General features: G+C 71.4%; 15 protein-coding genes and 1 pseudogene. 11 read left to right on the top strand and 5 right to left on the bottom strand.

All coding sequences use genetic code 11. The features are described 5' to 3' along the window. Nucleotides 1-11 precede the first annotated feature (11 nt). From QSK30_RS05055 to QSK30_RS05015, 9 genes and pseudogenes are all read left to right on the top strand, one after another. Entirely contained in the window at nt 12-2186 is a 2175-nt protein-coding gene (locus QSK30_RS05055; protein WP_285499957.1) for a DUF6049 family protein, read from the top strand. A 35-nt stretch (nt 2187-2221) separates the two neighbouring features. Further along, a complete protein-coding gene (gene murJ / locus QSK30_RS05050) occupies nt 2222-3847 on the top strand; it encodes a murein biosynthesis integral membrane protein MurJ (RefSeq protein ID WP_285499955.1) in 1626 nt (541 codons plus the stop codon). A gap of 71 nt (nt 3848-3918) precedes the next feature. Beyond that, nucleotides 3919-5484, top strand: coding sequence for a protein kinase family protein (locus QSK30_RS05045; protein WP_285499953.1), 1566 nt, complete (start codon nt 3919-3921; stop codon nt 5482-5484). A gap of 68 nt (nt 5485-5552) precedes the next feature. After that, nucleotides 5553-6170, top strand: coding sequence for an RNA polymerase sigma factor SigM (gene sigM, locus QSK30_RS05040; protein WP_285499951.1), 618 nt, complete (start codon nt 5553-5555; stop codon nt 6168-6170). Beyond that, nucleotides 6167-6949, top strand: a complete 783-nt coding sequence (locus QSK30_RS05035) for an RsmA family anti-sigma factor (protein WP_285499949.1) — start codon at nt 6167-6169, stop codon at nt 6947-6949. The genes sigM and QSK30_RS05035 overlap by 4 nt, the downstream gene beginning before the upstream one ends. A 158-nt stretch (nt 6950-7107) precedes the next feature. Next, nucleotides 7108-8103, top strand: coding sequence for a thioredoxin-disulfide reductase (gene trxB, locus QSK30_RS05030; RefSeq protein WP_285499947.1), 996 nt, complete (start codon nt 7108-7110; stop codon nt 8101-8103). Nucleotides 8104-8153: 50 nt separating this feature from the next. Continuing rightward, complete coding sequence (gene trxA / locus QSK30_RS05025; protein ID WP_285499945.1) at nt 8154-8483, top strand: thioredoxin; 330 nt, start codon at nt 8154-8156, stop codon at nt 8481-8483. Nucleotides 8484-8664: 181 nt separating this feature from the next. Further along, entirely contained in the window at nt 8665-9804 is a 1140-nt protein-coding gene (locus QSK30_RS05020) for an N-acetylmuramoyl-L-alanine amidase (RefSeq protein ID WP_285500396.1), read from the top strand. A 279-nt stretch (nt 9805-10083) separates the two neighbouring features. Next, nucleotides 10084-11285: pseudogene (locus QSK30_RS05015) on the top strand (IS110 family RNA-guided transposase). Nucleotides 11286-11451: 166 nt separating this feature from the next. Here the strand turns inward: QSK30_RS05015 and QSK30_RS05010 are convergent. After that, nucleotides 11452-12078 carry a GNAT family N-acetyltransferase gene (locus QSK30_RS05010; protein WP_285499944.1) on the bottom strand — a complete coding sequence of 209 codons (627 nt, stop codon included), beginning with the start codon at nt 12076-12078 and terminating at the stop codon, nt 11452-11454. Between the two features lie 172 nt (nt 12079-12250). Between QSK30_RS05010 and QSK30_RS05005 the strand changes: the two genes are divergently transcribed. Further along, complete coding sequence (locus QSK30_RS05005) at nt 12251-13570, top strand: aminotransferase-like domain-containing protein (RefSeq protein ID WP_285499942.1); 1320 nt, start codon at nt 12251-12253, stop codon at nt 13568-13570. Between the two features lie 74 nt (nt 13571-13644). Then, nucleotides 13645-14604, top strand: a complete 960-nt coding sequence (locus tag QSK30_RS05000) for a D-alanine--D-alanine ligase family protein (RefSeq protein ID WP_285499940.1) — start codon at nt 13645-13647, stop codon at nt 14602-14604. Nucleotides 14605-14685: 81 nt separating this feature from the next. Here QSK30_RS05000 and QSK30_RS04995 read toward each other — a convergent pair whose 3' ends face one another. The 4 genes from QSK30_RS04995 to QSK30_RS04980 all read right to left on the bottom strand — a co-directional run bounded on the left by QSK30_RS04995 (nt 14686) and on the right by QSK30_RS04980 (nt 18065). Then, nucleotides 14686-15678 carry a ParB/RepB/Spo0J family partition protein gene (locus QSK30_RS04995; protein WP_285499938.1) on the bottom strand — a complete coding sequence of 331 codons (993 nt, stop codon included), beginning with the start codon at nt 15676-15678 and terminating at the stop codon, nt 14686-14688. Continuing rightward, complete coding sequence (locus QSK30_RS04990) at nt 15675-16571, bottom strand: ParA family protein (RefSeq protein ID WP_285499937.1); 897 nt, start codon at nt 16569-16571, stop codon at nt 15675-15677. Before QSK30_RS04990 ends, QSK30_RS04995 begins: the two co-directional genes overlap by 4 nt. Before the next feature lie 78 nt (nt 16572-16649). After that, entirely contained in the window at nt 16650-17399 is a 750-nt protein-coding gene (gene rsmG / locus QSK30_RS04985; RefSeq protein WP_285499936.1) for a 16S rRNA (guanine(527)-N(7))-methyltransferase RsmG, read from the bottom strand. A 165-nt stretch (nt 17400-17564) separates the two neighbouring features. After that, nucleotides 17565-18065: a Jag family protein gene (locus QSK30_RS04980; RefSeq protein ID WP_502871798.1), complete on the bottom strand. Its 501-nt coding sequence runs from the start codon at nt 18063-18065 to the stop codon at nt 17565-17567. Nucleotides 18066-18148: the final 83 nt, after the last annotated feature.

Genomic DNA, 18148 nt, shown 5'->3' with positions numbered 1-18148 from the left:
GGAGAGAAGTCGTGAACACTCGACTGCGCCGCGCCGGTTACGCGGCGCTGGCCGCGGTATTCGCCGTGCTGGCCCTGCCCCCGCCCACCCAGGCGGCGGCCGCCGAGTCGGCCGGGCGGCTGCGCGTCGACCTCGACCAGCTCTCCCCCCGCGTGGTGGAGGCGAGCACCCAGACGGTCACCGTCACCGGGACGATCACCAACACGGGTGACCGCAAGCTGGAGCAGATCGACGTGCGGCTGCAGCGCGGCGACGTGCTCGACACCGAGTCGGGCCTGCGCACCGCGCTGGGCGACCCGCAGCGGTCGAACGTGCTGAGCAGGCCCGAGGTCAGCTCGGTGTTCCAGCCGGTGGTGGCCGACCTGGCGCCGAGCCAGAGCGTGCCGTTCTCCATCTCGGTCCCGCTCAACGCCGACAAGGGCGCGCTGAAGCTGGACAAGCGCGGCATCTACCCGGTGGTGCTCAACTTCAACGGAGTGCCCGCCTACGGCCGCGCCGAGCGGGTCGGGGCGCTGAGCACGCTGCTGCCCGTGCTGTCGGTCCCCGGTGGCGGCGCGCTGCCCCCGCCCCCCGAGCCGACCCAGCTCAGCGTGCTCTGGCCGCTGATCGACGACCGCCCGCGCCAGGTGGAGACGCCGGTCGACGGCGGCCTGCCGGTCTTCTCCGACGATGGCCTCACCACCTCGCTGGCGGGCGGCAGGCTGTTCAGCCTGGTCGACAGCGTGCGCACGGCGACGGCGGCGAACACCTCGACGCCGCGGTCGCTGTGCTTCGTGATCGACCCGGACCTGCTGGAGACCGTGCGCACCATGACCGGCGGCTACCTGGTGCGCGCCGCTGACGGCACGATGTCCGAGGGCAGCGGTGCCCGCACCGCCCAGCTGTGGCTCGACCGGGTCAAGGACCTGACCCGCGGCCAGTGCGTGATCGCGCTGCCCTTCGCCGACGCCGACCTGGCCGCGCTGTCCCGGGCGGGCACCGTCGACCTGCAGAACTTCGCCCTGGACGGGACCCGCAAGGTCGAGGAGATCCTGGGCACCAAGCCGCTGGCGGGCACCGTCTGGCCCGATGGCGGCACCCTGGACGCGCACACCCTCACCGACCTCGCCGCGAGCCGCCGGACCACCGTCATCGCCGACTCCGCGCGGGTGCTCGACGCCCAGGGCCAGACCCCCTTCGCGCTGGGCACCAACCTGCGGGCGCTGCCCTACGACGAGCTCGTCGCCTCCTCGCTGGCGCCCAAGGCCCAGGTCGACGACGCCGGGGTGAAGACCTCCTCGATCCAGAACGGCCTGGCCACCCTGGTCTTCCGCGGCGGCTTCCAGAGCGCCCCCGGCCAGTCGGTGCTGGTCGCCCCGCCGCGCCGGTGGTCGGCCTCGCCCGCCGAGCTGGCGGTGTTCCTGCAGACCGTGCAGTCGCTGGAGGCCCAGGGCCTCATCCGCCCGCTGGGCCTGCAGGCCCTGGTCGACGGCGCCGACCAGGGCACCGGCACCGGCCTGGACTACGCCGCGGCCGACAGCGGCGCCGAGATCCCGGCCCCGGTCACCGCCGAGATCGCCCGGGTCGACGCGGTGCAGCGCGAGCTGGTCGACAGCGTGTTCACCCGCGACGACACCCGCAAGGTCTACCCGGCCGACCTGGTCAACCCGCTGCGCTACGGGTTGCTGCGGGCGAGCTCCACCGCCTGGCGCGGTGCCCCCGACCAGGCCTCCCGGGCGACCAACGAGGTCACCGCGCAGATCAACGGGCTGCTCTCGCTGGTCACCGTCAACGACCCGGGCAGGCCGCTGTCGCTGGCCTCGAAGGACAGCCCGCTGCCGGTGTTCATCACCAACGGCCTGCCGGTCACCGTCCGCGCCCGGATCAACGTCGGCAACACCCCGGGCCTCAAGCCGGAGGAGGAGGCCCTGGTCCGCATCCCGGCCAAGGCCGCCATCCCGCGCTACCTGCCCACCGAGGTCACCCGCTCCGGCCGGTTCACCGTGTCGATCTGGCTGACCACCGACAGTGGCACCCTGCTCGGGAGGACCTCCCGGGTTGAACTGAACTCCACCTCTTACGGCAGCATCACCATCGCGGTCACCGGCACGGCCGCGGGCGTACTGGTCTTGCTGGTCGGTTTGCGGTTGTTCCGCAGGATCCGCAACGCACGGCGCACGAGGGCAGCGGCGGAGGGAGACCTCTGAGCGGCGCGGACACGGAACGGACGAGGACGGCCACGGTGGAGCAGGACGCTGGGCAGGGCGCGGGCAAGCAGGCCGTGCCCTCGCTGGCCAAGGCCAGCGGATCGATGGCGATCGCCACGCTGACCAGCCGGGTCACCGGCTTCGGCTGGAAGATCATGCTGACCTGGCTGGTCGGCATCGGCGTGGTCAACGACTCGTTCACCATCGCCAACACGATGCCCAACATCGTCTTCGAGCTGCTGCTCGGCGGTGTGCTGGCCAGCATCGTGGTCCCGCTGCTGGTGCGCTCGCAGGACGACCCCGACGGCGGTCAGGCCTACACGAACCGGCTGCTCACCGTCGGCATGACCGGTCTGCTGGTCGGCACCGTGCTCGCAGTGGCCGCGGCGCCGCTGTTCACCGGCCTGTACGTGGACGGCTCCACCGGCAAGGCCAACCCCGAGCTGGTCACCGCGTTCGCCTACCTGCTGCTCCCGGAGATCCTCTTCTACGGCCTGTTCGCGCTGCTCTCGGCGATCCTGCAGGCCCGGCACGTGTTCGGCCCGACGGCCTGGGCCCCGGTGGTCAACAACCTGGTGATCATGGCGACGCTGGTCGTCTACGCGGTCCTGCCGGGCGAGATCTCGCTCGACCCGGTGCAGATGGGCGACCTGAAGCTGCTGGTCCTGGGCATCGGCACCACGCTGGGCATCGTCGTGCAGTCGGCGATGCTGCTGCCCGCGCTGCGCCGGATCGGCTTCGCCTTCCGCTGGAACTGGGGCTTCGACGCACGGCTGCGCGAGTTCGGCGGCCTGGCGCTGTGGATCCTGGGCTACGTCGCGATCAGCCAGGTCGGCATGGTGGTCACCCAGCGGGTGCTCACCGCGGCGGCGGCGGGCGGCGCGTCGATCTACGCCAACGCCTGGCTGCTGTTCCAGCTGCCCTACGGCGTCATCGGTGTCTCGCTGCTCACCGCGATCCTGCCCAGGATGAGCAAGGCGGCGGCCGCGAACGACATCGACCGCCTGGTCGACGACCTGTCCACCGGCAGCAGGCTCTCGGCGGTGATGCTGGTGCCGATCAGCGCCGTGCTGACCGTGACCGGTACGACCATCGGCGTCGCGCTGTTCAACGGCGGCGCGACCGACCTGGCCGACGCCCAGCGCCTGGGCACCGCGCTCGCGTTCTCCGCGTTCGGCCTGCTGCCCTACGCGCTGGTCATGCTGCAGCTGCGGGTGTTCTACGCGATGAAGGACGCCCGCACACCCACCCTGATCATGGTCGTGATGACTGCGGTGAAGATCCCGCTGATCTACCTGTGCGGCGCCGTGGTGCGCCCGGACCAGGTGGTCATCGCCGTGCTGCTGGTCAACTCGCTGACCTACGTGGTGGGTGCCGTGCTCGGCCAGATGTGGCTGTGGGTGCGGCTGGGCAACCTGCACAGCAAGAAGATCATCCGGGTGATCGCGGTGAGCGTGCTCGCCGGCGGCGCGGGCATGCTGGTCGCCTGGCTGGCGGGCCGGGTGCTGCCCGACGCCGTGTCCCTGGTCACTGCCTGGGTCACGCTGGTCGTGCAGGGCGTGCTGGCGAGCGTGGTCGCCTTCGGTGTGCTGGCCGCGCTTCGGGTGCCGGAGCTGCGCCCGGCGACGAGCCGAATCACCCGGCTGGTGCGCCGGGGCTGACCTCGTTCGTCCCCGGTGACCGACTGATTTCACGTACGCTCGACGCGGTAGCGGCAGGTGGAGAGAGACCGGTGACGACGAGGCGGACCGAGTACCCGGTGGGCGAGGCGGCGGCTGGCATCAGGGCCAGGGACGGCTTCCTCGTCCCTGGTGGTGTGGTCGGCGACGGGCGCTACCGGCTGCTCGCGGAGTTCGGCCTCGACGAGCGGGCCAACGCCCACCTCTGGCGCGCCCAGGACGGTCAGCTGCGCCGCGACGTGGCCCTCACCCTGCTGGTCGGCGAGCCCGGTGACACGGTGGCCGCGGCCAACGCGCGCCGCACCCTCGAGCGCACCATGCACGCCGCGCGGATCACCCACCCCGGCACCTCCCGGGTCCTCGACGTCCTGGGTCCCGGCAACGGCGTGGCCCCCGGCGAGGGGCTGCTCGGCCTGATCGTGGCCGACTGGGCGCAGGGCACCGACCTGATCGACGTGATCGCCGAGCACCCGCTGCCCCCGGCCACCGCCGCTCGCCTGCTGGAGCCGCTGGCCGCCGCGGTCGAGCAGGCCCACCACTCGGGCATGGTCCTGGGCGTCGACCACCCGCAGCGGGTCCGGGTCACCCCGGACGGCCTGCTCCGGCTGGCCTTCCCCGGCCCGCTGCCCGCCGCGACGCTGCAGGACGACGTGCGCGGTCTCGGCGCCATCCTGTACCTGCTGCTCACCGGCCGTTGGCCGCTGGCGGGCGCCCCCGCGGCGATCCCGACCGCGCCGCTGGGCCCCGACGGCCAGGTCATCGCGCCGCGCAACCTGTTCCCCTACATCCCGTACGAGCTGTCCTCGGCCGCGGTGCGCAGCCTCTCCGACGACGCCACCGGCGGCATCCGCACCAGCTCGGGCCTGATCCGGGTGCTGGAGCGGGCGAAGGTCATCGAGGACGTCACCCAGCGGATCGACGCCGTCGAGGACGACCCGGACGAGGACTACGACGACGACGGCACCGTCTGGACCACCCGCAGGCCCAACAACGACCGCTCGAAGCGGCGCAAGCTCGCCATCGGCGTCACCGCGCTCGCGGTGGCCACCGTCGGCGTGCTGGCCTGGGTGGGCATCCAGCTGATCAGCTTCTTCGGCGACGACGCGCCCAGCGCGGGCGGGCCGACCGTGGTCGCGACCGCGCCGGGTGGCGGCGGTGGCCAGAACAACCCGGCCCCGCCGCAGCCCGGCGAGCCGATCCAGTCCGCGGGCGTGCAGGTGTTCAACGTCAAGGGCACCCCGGACAACCCGCGCCGGGCCAGCCGCGCGGTCGACGGCGACCCGAAGACGTCCTGGAAGACCGACAAGTACCAGCAGCAGTTCCCGGCGCTCAAGCCCGGCGTCGGGATCATGGCCTCGTTCGCCGAGCCGGTCCCGTTCGCCGAGGTGGTGATCGACTCGCCCAGCGGCGGCACCGTGGTCGAGATCCGCACCGCGCCCTCGGAGAAGCCCGGCCTGGCCGACACCAAGGTCATCGGCCGGGCCACCCTGCAGCCGGGCAAGACCCGGCTGCAGCTCGACAGCGCCGAGCCGACCCAGCACCTGCTGATCTGGATCACCACCCTGGCCACCGGCAACGTCTCGGAGTTGACCGACGTCGGGTTCGTCCGCGCGAAGTAGTCCGACCGGCGTATCCGCTGGTCGGAGCGGGGTTCAGCGATCCAGCGACCGCCCTATACGCTGTCCGGGTGACTGCCGCAGCCAGTTCGGACGCCGACCTCATCGCGGCGCACGCCGCGGGAGACCCCCGTGCCTTCGCCGAACTCGTGCGCAGGCACCGCGACCGGCTGTGGGCGGTGGCGCTGCGCACGCTGCGCGATCCGGAGGAGGCCTCCGACGCGCTGCAGGAGGCGTTCATCTCCGCCTTCCGCGCCGCCGGGTCCTTCCGCGCCGAGTCGCAGGTCACCACCTGGCTGCACCGCATCGTGGTCAACGCCTGCCTGGACCGGGTCCGGCGCAGGCAGGCCCGCCCGACCGTGCCGCTGCCCGAGACCGGTCCCGGCGAGCCGGTCACCCCCCGCGACGCGATGGCCGAGCGCGAGACCCGGCTGGTCGTGCAGACCGCGCTGTCCGAGCTGTCCGAGGACCAACGCGTCCCCATCGTCTTAGTCGACGTCGAGGGCTACTCGGTGGCTGAGACAGCCAAGATGCTCGGGATCGCGGAGGGCACCGTCAAGAGCAGGTGCGCGCGCGGACGCGCGAAGCTGGCCAAAGTTCTCGGACATCTTCGGAACCCCGATGCAGATGCGAACGTCCGAGGTGGCGCTGTCGCAGACGCAAACAGGCGCCACTGGGAGGGACGATGACGGACGAGCTTCGGGGCGGAGGCCCCGGCGGGCCGCCATGGTCCGTCGACCTGCTCGCCGACCTGCACGCGGGCGTCCTGGACGCCGAGCAGAGCGCCCGGTTGTGGCCCCGGGTCAACGCCGACCCGGCCGCCAAGGCGGTCATCGAGGCGCTCGACTCGGTCAAGGTCGGGCTCGGTGAGCTGGGCAACGCCCCGGTCGCGCCGATGCCCGCGACCTTCGCCGCCCGGCTCGACGCCGCCCTCGACGCCGAGGCCAGGCAGGCCTTCGGCCACCCGGTCGCGGTGCGCGAACCGCTGCCCGAGATCGCGCCGGTGATCGACCTGAGCGCGGCCCGCGGCAGGCGTGGCAAGCGCGCCGCCTGGGGAGCCGGCCTGCTCACCGCTGCCGCCGCCGCGGTGGCCGTCGGTTTTGCCGTGCTGCCCGGCACCCAGCAGACCGGCGGTGTCGCCGAACCGGCCCCGACCGCCGTGCTCCCGCCGAGCGACAACTCCGGCCAAGAGGGCCCGCTCGCGGTCAAGAGCACCGAGCTGGCGGGCGTGCCCAACAAGGTCGTCAACCGCTTCGACTACGGCCCGCTCAAGGACCGCGCCGGAGTGGATCGGTGCCGCGCGGAGAACAAGCTCGACCCGGCGAAGAACCAGGTCGTCGGAGTCCGCCCGGTGACGCTGGACGGCAAGCCGGGCACGATGATCCTGCAGCTGGACGGCATCGCCAAGTTCCGCGTCCTGGTCGTCGAACCCGACTGCGCCGCGCTGTTCAACGGCACCATCGGCTGACCCGGGCCGCCCCGGCTTCCCCGGCTGAACCCCGGCCCGAACCTGGCTCCGCCTTGGTGCCCGCCATCACTGGCGGCCGTGGAACAACGGCCGCCTACGATCGCGTTGACACCAAGTGCGACCGGGCGGAGCTGCCCGGCTGAGCCGATGGAGGACAGATGGCTGCGGACGCGGACCAGATCCGGAACTTGATCGTCGTCGGATCCGGACCCGCGGGCTACACCGCGGCCGTCTACGCCGCGCGCGCCCAGCTCGAACCGCTGGTCTTCGAGGGCGCCCAGTTCGGCGGCGCCCTGATGACCACCACCGAGGTGGAGAACTTCCCCGGGTTCCGCGACGGCATCATGGGTCCGGACCTGATGGAGCAGATGCGCGCCCAGGCCGAGCGGTTCGGCGCCGAGCTGCGCCCGCAGGACGTCGAGTCGGTCGAGCTGGACGGACCGGTCAAGTACGTCGTCGCCGATGGCGTCCGCTACGCGGCCAAGGCCGTGGTGCTGGCGATGGGCGCGGCGGCCCGCTACCTCAACGTGCCCGGTGAGCAGGAGCTGCTCGGCCGCGGCGTGTCCGCGTGCGCCACCTGCGACGGCTTCTTCTTCCGCGACCAGGACATCGCGGTCCTCGGCGGCGGCGACTCGGCGATGGAGGAGGCCACCTTCCTCACCCGCTTCGCCCGCTCGGTCACCGTCATCCACCGGCGCGAGGACTTCCGCGCCTCCAGGATCATGCTGGAGCGCGCCCGGGCCAACGAGAAGATCCGCTGGCAGCTCAACTCCGAGGTCACCGAGGTGCTCGGCGACGCCAAGGTCAGCGGCCTGCGGCTGCGCGACACCCGCACCGGCGAGGTCTCCGACCTCGACGTCACCGGCTTCTTCGTCGCCATCGGCCACGACCCGCGCAGCGCGCTGGTGGCAGGCCAGGTGGACCTCGACGACGAGGGCTACGTGCGGACCCAGGGCCGCTCCACGCACACCAACCTCGACGGTGTGTTCGCCGCGGGCGACCTCGTCGACCACACCTACCGCCAGGCCATCACCGCCGCGGGCTCCGGCTGCTCGGCGGCGATCGACGCCGAGCGCTGGCTCGCCGAGCGCGGCGAGGAGTCCGCCGAACTGGCCCCCGAGCTGGTCGGCGGCGGCTACGGCCCCGCCAACTGACCCCACATCCGCCCGCCCCATATCCACCCACCGCCCGCAGGGAGACCACGATGGCCGGTAACACCGTCACCGTCACCGACAACTCGTTCGCCGACGACGTCCTGATCAGCGAGAAGCCCGTGATCGTGGACTTCTGGGCCACCTGGTGCGGGCCGTGCCGGATGGTCGCCCCGCTGCTGGAGGAGATCGCGGCGGACTACTCCGACAAGATCACCGTCGCCAAGCTCGACATCGACAAGAACCCGGGCACCGCACGCGACTACCAGGTCATGTCGGTCCCCACCATGATCGTCTTCCAGGGCGGTCGCGCGGTGAAGACCATCGTCGGTGCCAAGCCCAAGGCGCTGCTGCTCAACGAGCTGCAGGATTACCTGGGCTGAGCAGGCAACCCGAACCCGGGGCTCGCGCGTCTCGTCAGGCGACGCGGGAGCCCCGTTTCGGTTTTCCGAGCGACCCACCCGCCATCCCTGCGGGGGACGGGAAGTCCGGCAAGGCACAATGGGTGACCTGTCAGGTTCAGCACCGCCTGTTTCGGGTGCACGAGTGGAGAGCGAGGCGTGCATGCGGGTACTGCGCCGCGGCGATGGGGGGCCGGCCGTAGCCGAGGTTCGGTCCACGCTCGCAGCGTTGGGCCTGATGCCTGCGGTCGGCGGCGTCCACGACCAGTTCGACCAGGTCATGGAGCACGCCATCCGGACGTTCCAGCAGCAGCGCGGCCTGATCACCGACGGCCTCATCGGCCCGGCGACCTACCGCGCCCTGCGTGATGCCACCTACCAGCTCGGCGGCCGCCCGCTGGCCTACCTCGTCTCCGCCCCGATCACCGGCGACGACGTGGTGACCCTGCAGGAGCGGATGCTCGAGCTGGGCTACGACGCGGGTCGCCCGAACGGGGTGTTCGGTCACCAGACCGAGGCCGCGCTGCGCAACTTCCAGCGCGACTACGGGCTGACGGTCGACGGCATCTGCGGCCCGGAGACCATCCGCGGCCTGCGCCAGCTGTCCCCGCGCGCCCGCGGTGGCCGTCCGGTGCTGCTGCGTGAGCAGGAACGCGTCCGCCGCTCCGGCCCCCGCCTGACCGGCAAGCGCATCGTCATCGACCCCGGCCACGGCGCCACCGACACCGGTGTGGCGGTCGAGGGCGTCAACGAGTCGGAACTGATGTGGGACCTGGCCCGCAGGCTCGAGGGCCGGATGGTCGCCACCGGCATGGAGGCCCTGCTCTCCAGGGGCCCCGACCAGTGCCCCGACGAGTCCGAACGCGCGGCGTTCGCGAACGAGGCGGGCGCGGACCTGGTCCTGTCCCTGCACTCGGACGGCAACGGTTCGCCGTTCGCCCAGGGCGTCGCCAGCTTCCACTTCGGCACCGGGAACGGCACCACCTCGACGCTGGGCGAGGCCATGGCGGGCCTGATCCAGCGCGAGATCGCCAAGCGCACCGGCCTGCGCGACTGCGGCGCCCACCCCAAGACCTGGGAGCTGCTCCGCCTCACCCGCTGCCCAGCCGTCCGCATCGAGATCGGCTACCTCACCAACCAGGACGACCGCCGCAGGCTGAGCGACCCCGCCTTCCGCGACATCGTCGCCGAGGGCATCGTGGTGGCCGTGAAGCGCCTCTACCTGCTGGGGGAGAACGACCAGCCCACCGGCAGCTTCACCTTCGCCGACGTCCTTGCCCACGAGTTGGCCAAGGCCGAGTAGCAAACGCTTGCCCCGCTGGTCGGAGACACCTCAACCAGCGGGCCCCACCTCTGCGCCCACACAAGCCGTTGAGCTGTCACACGCTGGGCCCTCCGCGTGCCGCCCGCCCGACGGCCCACCCGGTGACCACGTCGCGGCATCGGTGCATGGCGGGCCGACGCCCAACAGCTGCGGGCGTTGTTCGACTAGCCCTCCCGACCCGGGAGGCTGCTAGTCGTGGTCTCTGCCGACGCCGATCGGGACGTTGCCCCCGCGCTGGGGCACCAGGCGGCTTACCTGCTGGCTTATCGCCGATCCCCACCCGGGAAACCGACTTTCAGGGTGTTCCTCGGCCTGGATGCCCATCACGCGGTCAGCCTGGACCCGGCGGCCAAGCGGCTCCATGACATCCCGCTGCCCGACACCGAACCGACGCTGCTGCGGGCCTTGTTCGACAAGCTCGCCAAGCACGGGCCGCTGCTCGTGGTGGTCGATCAGCCCGCGACGATCGGCGCCCTGCCGGTCACCGTCGCCCGCGCTTGCGGGCACCAGGTCGCCTACCCTCCGGGCCTGGCCATGCGCCGCATCGCCGACCTCTATCCGGGCAACGCCAAGACCGACGCCCGCGACGCCTTCGTCATCGCCGACGCCGCCCGCACCCTGCGCCAGGTCGACACCGGCGACGACGCCCTGGCCGAGCTCGACGTCCTGGTCGGCTTCGACGACGACCTCGCAGGCGAGGCAACCGCCTTTCCAACCGCGTCCGAGGGCTGCTCACTGGAATCCATCCCGCCCTCGAACGCGTCCTCGGGCCGAACCGGCCACCCGGCGGTGCTGGAGATCCTCCCGCTGCGGCGGACCCGTCGGGATCGGCAAGGCCGGACGCCGGAAGCCGACCTCGATCGCGGTGACACACGCTCCCCGCATGGGCGCCCGCATGGTCGACGACATCCTCTCCGCTCTGGCCGAGCAGACCGTCACCGTCCCCGGCGCGACCGCGGCGGACACGGTTCCGTCTCGACTGGCCGACAGCCTGAAACCTTTCTCCAGCAACAGAAAACCCTGGTAACAGAGATCGAGGGGACACTCGATGCGCACCCCTCTCGCCGCGGTCCTGACCTCGATGCCCGGCATCGGGATCAGGACCGCCGCCCGCATCCTCCTCGAGATCGGCGACGCCACCGGCTTCGCCAGCTCCGCCCACTCGGCCGCCTACGCGGGCATCGCCCCAGTCAACCACCGCTCCGGCAGCAGCATCCGCGGCGAACACCCCGCCCGCACCGGCAACCGCACACTCAAACGCGCGTTCTACCTTGCCGCCTTCGCAGCCCTCTCCGATCCCACCAGCCGCACCTACTACGACCGCAAACGAAGCCGAGGGCAAGAAACACAACGCCGCGCTCATCTGCCTAGCCCGCCGCTGCGACGTCCTCTACGCGATGCTCCGCAACCGCACCAACCACCGCCACCCCGAACCAGCTCCGCCCCCCGCAGCGGCTTGACAACCACCCAGAGACACCCCCAAGAGACGGCCCACCCATCCCTAGGGGGACCATCCCCGATCCATTTTACCTGGGCAGGGGGTGGTGGTGGCGAGTGTGGATCTTGGTTGTGGACAACTCGGGTCGCCTGAACGGGTGGTTTCTCGGGGCGGGGACGGCCTGGGGGTCAGCGCTGCAGGATCGGGCTGGCGGTGCTGACCGAGACGGTGCCCAGGAGGCGTTCGAGGGCGGCCTCGACGTCTTCCTTCCAGGTGATGCCGGTGCGCAGTTCCAGGCGCAGGCGGGGCCACCGGGGGTGGGGGCGCACGGTCTTGAAGCCGACGCTGGTGAGGAAGTCGGCCGGGACGACGCAGGAGCGCTCCTCGTCCGGTCGGGCGTCGCCGAAGGCCTCCAGGGCCCGGACGCCGCGCCGGGTGAGGTCCTTGGCCACTGCTTGGACGAGCATCCGGCCGAGGCCGCCGCCGCGGAACTCCGGAAGCACGTGGAAGCCGGTGAGCACGACCGCGTCAGCGCTGACCGGGGACGTCGGGAACGCGGACGCGCGGGGGACGGCGTTGGGCGGGGCGTACAGCACGAACCCGACGGGGAGCTTGTCGCTGTAGACCACTCGGCCGCAGGAGCCCCAGTCGAGCAGGACGCTCGAGACCCAGGCTTCCTTCTCCAGCTCGGTGGTGCCGAACTCCTCCGCCTGCTCCTTGAGGTGCGGCGCCAACTCCCAGTACACGCATCCGCGGCAGTGCTTCGGAAGGTGTTCCAGGTTGTCCAGCGTGACGCCGACGACGCGTCGCGACACCCAACCTCCCGTGCCTCGCGGAATACCGTCGCGCGCCCGCAGGGGAGGACGGCGAACTACGCGACCCAGGATAGGGCGATGTGACCTGCGTCGGAACCGCGGGGCGGAATCTCAGGGGTAAGTCACTCCTCTGGTTACACTGTTTTGACTGTTCCACCCCTTGGAGCGAGCCATGACGACCTCTGGACAGCCGCCCGAACGACTGGGCGCCCGCAGCCTCGACCCGCACCTGGGGCGCTACGCGGCGCGGGCGGCCGGCATGACGGCGTCCGAGGTGCGAGCGCTGTTCGCGGTGGCGAGCAGGCCCGAGGTGGTGTCGTTGGCGGGCGGGATGCCGAACCTGGCCGCGCTGCCGCTGGAGTCGTTGTCCAGCCAGATCGGGCAGATCATCGCCGAGGAGGGGCTGACCGCCCTGCAGTACGGCTCCGCGCACGGTGTGCCGCTGCTGCGCGAGCAGATCTGCGAGGTCATGGCCCTGGAGGGGGTCGTCGGCCATCCGGACGACCTGGTGGTCACGGTCGGCTCGCAGATGGCGCTGGACCTGGTCACCCGCATCTTCTGCGACCCGGGTGACATCGTGCTGGCCGAGGGGCCGTCCTACGTGGGCGCGCTGGGCACCTTCGCCTCCTACCAGGCCGATGTCCGCCACGTCGCGATGGACGAGCACGGGCTGCAGCCGGAGGCGTTGCGGGCGGCGCTGGCGGCCGCCGCGCGGGCGGGCCGCCGGGTCAAGTTCCTGTACACGATCCCGAACTTCAACAACCCCGCGGGCGTGACGATGGCGGTCTCGCGGCGGGCCGAGGTCCTGGACATCTGCGCCCGGCACGACGTGCTGGTGATCGAGGACAACCCGTACGGCCTGCTGGGCTTCGACGGCCAGATCTACCCGGCGCTGCGGTCGATGGACGCCGACAACGTGATCTACCTGGGTTCGTTCTCCAAGACCTTCGCCTCCGGTCTGCGAGTCGGCTGGGCGCTGGCGCCGCACGCGGTGCGGGAGAAGCTGGTGCTGGCCGCGGAGTCGGCTGCGCTGTGCGCGCCCACGTTGAACCAGATGGTCGTCTCGCGCTACCTGGCCACGCACGACTGGAAGGGCCAGATCAAGTCCTTCCAGACCATGTACCGCGAGCGCCGCGACGCCCTGCTGACCGGGCTGGAGCAGCACATGCCCGCGGGCTGCACGTGGACCAGGCCCGACGGTGGGTTCTTCGTCTGGCTCACGGTGCCGGAGGGCGTCGACACCAAGGCCATGCAGCCCCGGGCGGTCACCGCCCGGGTGGCGTACGTGCCGGGCACCGGCTTCTACGCCGACGGGTTCGGCAGCAGGCAGATGCGGCTGTCGTTCTGCTACCCGCCGCCGGAGCGGATCTCCGAGGGCGTGCGCAGGCTCGCGGGCGTGCTCGCCCAAGAGCTCGACCTGCTCAACACCTTCGGCCCCACCACTAGCCGGGCGCTCTCCGGCCCGCAGACGCCCACACCGGACACCGCGTAGGCGTTGTCGGTACCGTCCGAGCTGCGTTTGTTCACCCGCGGCTGTCTCAGCCGTGCATTCCCCTAGGAGCGTCCGTGACCGATCGCTGGGTAGCCGTGCTCGCCGGAGGTCTCTCGCACGAGCGGGACGTCTCCCTGCGGTCGGGGCGCCGGGTGTCGGCGGCGTTGCGCTCGGTTGGGGTCACGGTGGAGGAGTGGGACGCCGACGCGGGCCTGCTGCCCAGGCTGCGCAAGCACCGGCCGGACGCCGTGGTGATCGCGCTGCACGGCGGTGAGGGTGAGAACGGATCCATCCAGACGATCCTGGAACTGCTCGGCGTGCCGTACGTCGGTGCCGACGCCGACGCGTGCCGCCGGGCGTGGGACAAGCCGAGCGCGAAGGCCGAGCTGCGCCGCGCCGGGCTGCTGACCCCGGACTGGGTGGTGCTGCCGCAGAGCGCGTTCCGCGAGCTGGGCGCGCAGCCGGTGCTCGACGCGATGGTCGAGCGGCTCGGTTTGCCGATGATGCTCAAACCCGACCAGAGCGGCTCAGCCCTCGGTGCGCAGGTGGTGCGGGAGGCGGCGCAGCTGCCGACCGCGATGGTGGGGTCGCTCGCCTACAGCGACGCCGTGCTCGCCGAGCGGTTCATCCACGGTGTCGAGGTGGCCGTCACCGTCATCGACGGGCCCGACGGACCGACGGCGCTGCCCGCGGTGGAGATCGCGCCGGAGACCGGTGTCTACGACTACACCGCCCGCTACACCGCCGGGTTGACGACCTTCCACACGCCCGCCCGGCTCGACCCGGACACCGCGGCGAAGGTGGCCGACCTCGCGGTGGCGGCGCACCGGCTGCTCGGGTTGCGCGACGTGTCCCGGACCGACGCGGTGGTGAGCGCCGAGGGGGACGTGTACTTCCTCGAGGTGAACTTGTCGCCCGGTCTGACCGAGACCTCGCTCGTCCCGATGGCGTTCGAGGCGGCCGGGCTGTCGTTCGGCACCACCTACGCCGGTCTGGTCGACCGGGCGATCGCCCGCGCCATCCCCGCACCCTGAGTGAGTTCGGGTCGACGCAGGGCCATCATCCGCTCATTGTCACCGTGACGTATTGACCTGGTGTGGTTCCCTGCGGGAATTTCAGGTCCGATTTGTCCCGTTTTCCGCCATCATCTCGACGATCCGCTCGAGGTCGTCGACCGAGCCGAACTCGACCACGATCCGACCTTTCCGCTTGCCCAACTCGACCTTCACCCGGGTGTCGAACTTGTCCGAGAGGCGTTCGGCGAGGCTCTGCAACCCCGGTGCCTGGATCGGGTTGCGCGGCGCCTGCTTGGGCTTGGCCGGGGGAGCGCCCTTGGCCAGGGTGACCGCTTCCTCGGTTGCCCGCACCGACAGGCCCTCGGCGACGATCCGGGTCGCCAGCTCCTCCTGGCTGCCCGGCTCGTCCAGACCCAGCAACGCCCGCGCGTGCCCGGCGGACAGGACACCCGCCGCCACCCGGCGCTGCACCGGCAGCGGCAGTCGCAGCAGCCGGATGGTGTTGGTGATGACCGGCCTGCTGCGCCCGATCCGGCTTGCCAGCTCCTCGTGCGTCACGGCGAACTCGTCGAGCAGCTGCTGGTAGGCCGCTGCCTCCTCCAGCGGGTTCAACTGCACCCGGTGGATGTTTTCCAGCAGCGCGTCGCGGAGCATGGCGTCGTCGGCGGTCTGCCGGACGATCGCCGGGATGCGCTCCAACTCGGCGCGCTGAGAGGCGCGCAGCCGCCGCTCACCCATGACGAGCTCGTAGCTGTCCGGCCCGAGCTCGCGCACCACGATCGGCTGCATGAGCCCGAACTCGCGGATCGAGTGCTCCAGCTCGGTCAGCGCGTCCTCGTCGAACACCTGCCGCGGCTGCTTGGGGTTTGCCTTGATCGACCCGGTCGGGATCTCCCGGTAGACCGCGCCCGCCACCGTGCCGCTGTGCTCAGGCTGGGCGGGGGCGCTCTCGATCGACTCACCGGCGCGCCCCGAGGGGGTGGGCAGTCTCAGCCCGCCCGCAGGCGCGCCGACCGGTGGCCCTTGGGGGATGAGCGCGGCGAGACCGCGACCCAACCCGCCCTTGCGCCCGGCTGGTCCGGTGCCGCTCATTGCGGTGCCCCCGCTCCTCGTTCGGCAACTTCACGGGCGGCGTCCAGGTAGCTCATGGCGCCGCGGGAACCGGGGTCGTAGGCGAGCACGGACTGGCCGTAGCCCGGCGCCTCGGACACCTTCACGCTGCGCGGGATGACCGTGGTGAGGACGGTGTCACCGAAGTGGTGCCGCACCTCCGAGGTCACCTGGTCCGCCAGCTTGGTGCGACCGTCGTACATCGTCAGCAGGATCGTCGACACGGTCAGCTGCCGGTTCAGGTGCGCCTGGACCAGTTCGATGTTGCGCAGCAGCTGGCTGAGCCCCTCCAGCGCGTAGTACTCGCACTGGATCGGGATCAGCACCTCCTGCGCGGCGACCATCGCGTTGACGGTCAGGAGGCCGAGCGAGGGCGGGCAGTCGATGAACACGTAGTCCGGGTTCAGCTCGTCGAGCGCTTGGTCGGACAGCGCCTCCTTGAGCCGGGACTCGCGCATCGCCATCGACACCAGCTCGATCTCGGCGCCCGCCAAGTCGATGGTCGCGGGCACGCAGTAGAGGTTGGGGGACTGGTCGCTCATCTGCGCCGCGTCCGCGACGGTGACCTCGCCGAGCAGCACCTCGTACACCGAGGGGGTACCGGAGCGGTGGTCGACGCCGAGGGCGGTGCTGGCGTTGCCCTGCGGGTCCAGGTCGATGACGAGCACGCGCAGCCCGTGCATGGCGAGCCCGGCGGCGAGGTTGACCGCCGAGGTGGTCTTGCCGACGCCACCCTTCTGGTTGGAGACGGTGAAGACCCGACGGTGGGTGGGGCGGGGGAACATCCGGTCCGGGTGCTTGAGCCGGGTCGCCCGAGCGGCTTCCTCGGCTATCGGCGTCCAGCCGGAAACGGAGGCGGGGGAGGGCTGGGTCATGGTCAGCGGTCCTCCCGAGCACCGGTCAGATCGGCGACGCAAGCCGTCTGTTTCACGTGGAACATCCTCGCTCCGTTCTCAGCCTCGATGTACACCCTGGTCCCGCTGTGCACTCTGATCTAGCCGTGCACCCTGATCCTTCTGTGCACCCTGATCTTTCCTTGTCCGCCAAGACCGGTCACGCCCGACAGCGGACTTCACGCGTTCGATGAGCACCACCGTTGTCGGGACCTCGAGCACGGCGGCGCCGTAGGTCTCGACGTGCGGCGCACCGCCCCCGAGCCGCGCCACCGCCTGTCGGTCCCGGTCGATCTCCTCGCCCGCACTGGCTCCCTTGAGGGCGACCAGCACGCCGCCCTCGCGCAGCAGGGGGAGACACCATCCGGCCAGTTTCGCCAACGGGGCGACGGCTCGGGCGGTGACCACATCAGCGCCGAGAACCCGCGACCGGATGGCCTGTTCCTCGGCGCGACCCCGCAGGACCGTGACCGAGGACAGGGCAAGAGTCTCCACGACCTCGTCCAGCCACGCCACCCGCCGGGCCATCGGTTCGACCAGGATCACCTCCAGGTCGGGCCGGGCGATGGCGAGCGGGATACCGGGGAGCCCGGCGCCCGAGCCGACGTCCACCACTCGGGCTCCCTCGGCCATCGCGTCGCCGACGACCGCCGAGTTGAGCACGTGCCGGTCCCACAGCCGGTCGACCTCGCGCGGACCGATGAGCCCGCGCTCGACACCGTGCTCAGTGAGCAGGTCGACGAACCGCTCGGCTAGGTGGACCCGATCCCCGAACACCGCGGCGGCGGCTGAGGTCCGATCGTTCGTCATCCAGTCAGACCCCATCCGATGTTCCACGTGAAACGGTGCCCGGTGATTGTCGCCGATCGGTGATCGGCGACCTGCCTCGCCCCACGGTGTTCCACGTGAAACGTGCCCAAAAGAAACGCGGCCCGCCGGAGAGGCGGGCCGCGTTCGGTACTGCCGGACTGCTGACTACTGGGGGAAGACGACCACGCGCCTGCGCGGGTCCTCACCCTCGCTCTCGCTGTGCACGCCCTTGATCGTGGCGACAGCGTCGTGCACGACCTTGCGCTCGAACGGGGTCATCGGCTGCAGCCGGACGCGCTCGCCGCTGGACAGCACCTTCTGGGCGGTGGCCTGGCCGAGGTCGCGCAACTCCTCCCGGCGGTCGGCGCGCCAGCTGGCGATGTCGAGCATCAGCCTGCTGCGGGCGCCGGTCTCCTGCTGCACGGCGAGCCGGGTGAGCTCCTGCAGCGCCTCCAGCACGTTGCCGCGCGGACCCACCAGCTTCTCCAAGTCCTCACCGCCGTCGATGCTCACCACCGCGCGGCTGGCCTCGACGTCGAGGTCGATGTCGCCGTCGTAGTCGAGGATGTCGAGCAGCCGCTCCAGGTAGTCCCCCGCGATATCGCCTTCTTGGACCAGCAGCTCCTCGGTTGAGCCCGCGGGCCGCTCACCGTCCTCGGTCCGCACGTCCTCGCTCTCCACGTCGGTGGTCGTCTCGGTCGCCTGCACCGTCTCCGGCACGGTTCACTCCTCTCCAGGTCGAGCCACGC

Source organism: Actinokineospora sp. NBRC 105648, from assembly GCF_030269645.1.
GTDB lineage: Bacteria > Actinomycetota > Actinomycetes > Mycobacteriales > Pseudonocardiaceae > Actinokineospora.
Note: the sequence above shows the minus strand (reverse complement) of the source record. Positions and strands in the feature narration are given on the sequence as shown.

Bases quoted from the DNA above. Each gene is read 5' to 3' on its own strand.
- QSK30_RS05035 (WP_285499949.1), top strand. From the start codon at position 6,167: ATGACGGACGAGCTTCGGGGCGGAGGCCCCGGCGGGCCGCCATGGTCC.
- QSK30_RS05005 (WP_285499942.1), top strand. From the start codon at position 12,251: ATGACGACCTCTGGACAGCCGCCCGAACGACTGGGCGCCCGCAGCCTC.
- trxA (WP_285499945.1), top strand. From the start codon at position 8,154: ATGGCCGGTAACACCGTCACCGTCACCGACAACTCGTTCGCCGACGAC.
- rsmG (WP_285499936.1), bottom strand. From the start codon at position 17,399: ATGACGAACGATCGGACCTCAGCCGCCGCCGCGGTGTTCGGGGATCGG.
- QSK30_RS04990 (WP_285499937.1), bottom strand. From the start codon at position 16,571: ATGACCCAGCCCTCCCCCGCCTCCGTTTCCGGCTGGACGCCGATAGCC.
- trxB (WP_285499947.1), top strand. From the start codon at position 7,108: ATGGCTGCGGACGCGGACCAGATCCGGAACTTGATCGTCGTCGGATCC.
- QSK30_RS04995 (WP_285499938.1), bottom strand. From the start codon at position 15,678: ATGAGCGGCACCGGACCAGCCGGGCGCAAGGGCGGGTTGGGTCGCGGT.
- QSK30_RS05020 (WP_285500396.1), top strand. From the start codon at position 8,665: ATGCGGGTACTGCGCCGCGGCGATGGGGGGCCGGCCGTAGCCGAGGTT.